Genomic DNA, 2,233 nt, shown 5'->3' on the forward strand with positions numbered 1-2,233 from the left:
TCCACCATGTTTAGACGGCGCTTCGGAAAGCGCGTGTGTGGGGATCGGAAAGCGTGGGCGCGGCGGTCGGAAAGCGCGCCGCGCCCAGCGGTGGGCTATCCGGCGTGTACCTCTTCTTCGGTGATGGCAGCGGTGTGGCGGCGCATGTTGGGGCCGGCGAGTTGCACGATCTCGGCGTTGGAGATGATCCGGTTCAGGATCGACTCGGCGATCACTGCATCGTGGAGAGATTTGTACCAGTCCTCGGGGTCGAACTGACTGGTCACTGCGGTTGAGCCTCTGCCTTCGCGTGCGGCGAGGATGTTGAGCAGCTCGGCCGCGGTCTCGCTCGTGATCGGCGTTGTTAAGAAGTCGTCGAGCACGAGCAGGTCGCAGGAGTGCAGCTCGCTGAGGAACCGTAGCCGGGCGGGGTCGGTGTGGTGGTGGACGGCGAGCTGGTTGGCGAGGTCGTCGAGCCGGTAGTACCGGGCGGTGTAGTCGCGTCGGCAGGCGGCGTGCACGAGCGCTTGCGCGAGGTAGGACTTGCCGACGCTCGACGATCCCAGGACGACGAGGTTCGTGGTGCGGTCGATCCAGTGGCATGCTGCGAGGCGGGCGACGACCTCGCGGTTCAAGCTGCGGCCTTCGAGGTAGCGGATGTCTTCGACGCAAGCGGCCGGGTTCGGGGTGCGGGACGCTTTGAGCAGTTTCATCATGCGCCGCTCGCCTCGGGCGGCGGTTTCCTGCTCGAGGGCATGGCGGATCTTCTGTGAGAAGGTCCATTCATCGAAGGTGGGGTCGTTGGCGATGTCGATGACGGCTTCGCCGAACGCGGTCATTCGCAACCGGGTGAACAGGGGCATGTCGTCGATGGTGAGGTGCTGGTCACGCATCATCGCCCTCGATTCCCTGACCGGTGCCGATGAGGTTGTCGAGGCTGAACGCGCTGATGCCGGCCAGGTGGGCCCGGCTGGTGTCCCGCCCGGCGGGTGGACGCGACGACGGCGGAGTGTCCGCTCTGGCCCAGGCCTCTGGATCGGCGCTGGGTCTGGCGTCCTGCTCGGCGCGGACCGCGGCGATGGCGTGCTTCACGGAGGTGTAGCTGACCTGCCGGCGCTCGTCACCGTCCGTGAGGCGTCGGCAGGCCTGCTCCAGGAGTTGCCGGTTCCCGCGCTTTCCGAGGTCGAGGATGTTCATGCAGGAGCGGAATCCTTGCGCCTCGATCGTCTTCGAATCCAGCAGGCGGGTCAGGGCGGTCACGGTCCCGGGGCCTGCTTTCGCGGCCTGGCGGAGGAAGTAGGCGCGGGTCCAGAGCCCGGCCTGATCTTCCAGGTGGGCGGGTGCGTGCTCCGGGTCGGTGACGTAGCGGTTGCGGTGCCTGCCGAGCTGGTGGGTGGCGATCACTTCCCCGTCAGCGAGGACGTCGAGCGTGTCGCCGACGATCCGCACGTCCACCCCGCGGCCGGCGAACCCGTACGGGACGGAGTACTTGATCGTGTCGATCTGGATATGCCAGTCGCGATGCACCTTCGCTTTCCGCCACGTCACCGGCTCCCATCGCTGTTCGGGCAACTCGAGCAGCGCCGGCTTCTCGTGCTCGGTGAACCAATCCCACCGCGATCGTGCCTCTCCGCGGAACGGGGTCCGGTGGTTGATCCATTCCACCCGCTCGGCGATCGCGTCGTTCAGGTCGTCGAGGGAGGCGAACACCTGGTCGGCGAGGTAATGGATGACCCAGTTCGTGACCACCTTCACCCCGGATTCGACATGACCCTTGTCTCTGGGTGCCGCGGATCTGGTCGGGACCGCAGCGGTTCGGTAGTGCTCGAGGAACTGCGCGTAGGAGGAGTTCACGTCGCGGGCGCGTTCGCTCTTGCTGATCTGGTTCGACGCCGTCGACGCGTTGTCCGGCACGACCAGCAACGTGACGCCGTCTATGTATTCGAATGCTCGCCGGTGCGCGTCCGCCCAGGCGGGGAACTTCTCGTCCAGACACCCGTAAGCGAACACGAGCCCGGAGTACGGCAGCGACGCCACGAACACCGACACCGAGGTGACCTGCCCAGAGATCGGGTCGACGATCTGCATCCGGGTGCCCGCCCAGTCGACCTGCATCGTATGCCCGGGGACGTGCTGGATCGGGGCGGTGAGGTCGTTGACTCGCACGTGCTCGGCGACGATCTGACAGAACCGTTCATACCCATAGTGGCTGCGGCCATCGGGAGCGTCGACCTGCAGATACTGCGCCCACAAC

At 66.2% G+C, this 2,233-nt stretch carries 2 protein-coding genes; both read right to left on the bottom strand.

Annotated features, from left to right (window positions below; all coding sequences use genetic code 11):
* Nucleotides 1-95: 95 nt before the first annotated feature.
* Complete coding sequence (locus ACGG9C_RS16930) at nucleotides 96-875, bottom strand: ATP-binding protein (RefSeq protein ID WP_228480763.1); 780 nt, start codon at nucleotides 873-875, stop codon at nucleotides 96-98.
* Nucleotides 865-2,233 (bottom strand): IS21 family transposase (gene istA, locus ACGG9C_RS16935; RefSeq protein ID WP_390178946.1); only part of this gene is annotated, 1,369 nt, incomplete at its 5' end. The genes istA and ACGG9C_RS16930, both read right to left, overlap by 11 nt.

Source organism: Microbacterium sp. MTN4-26 (genome assembly GCF_042846595.1).
GTDB classification, from domain to species: Bacteria; Actinomycetota; Actinomycetes; order Actinomycetales; family Microbacteriaceae; genus Microbacterium; species Microbacterium luteum.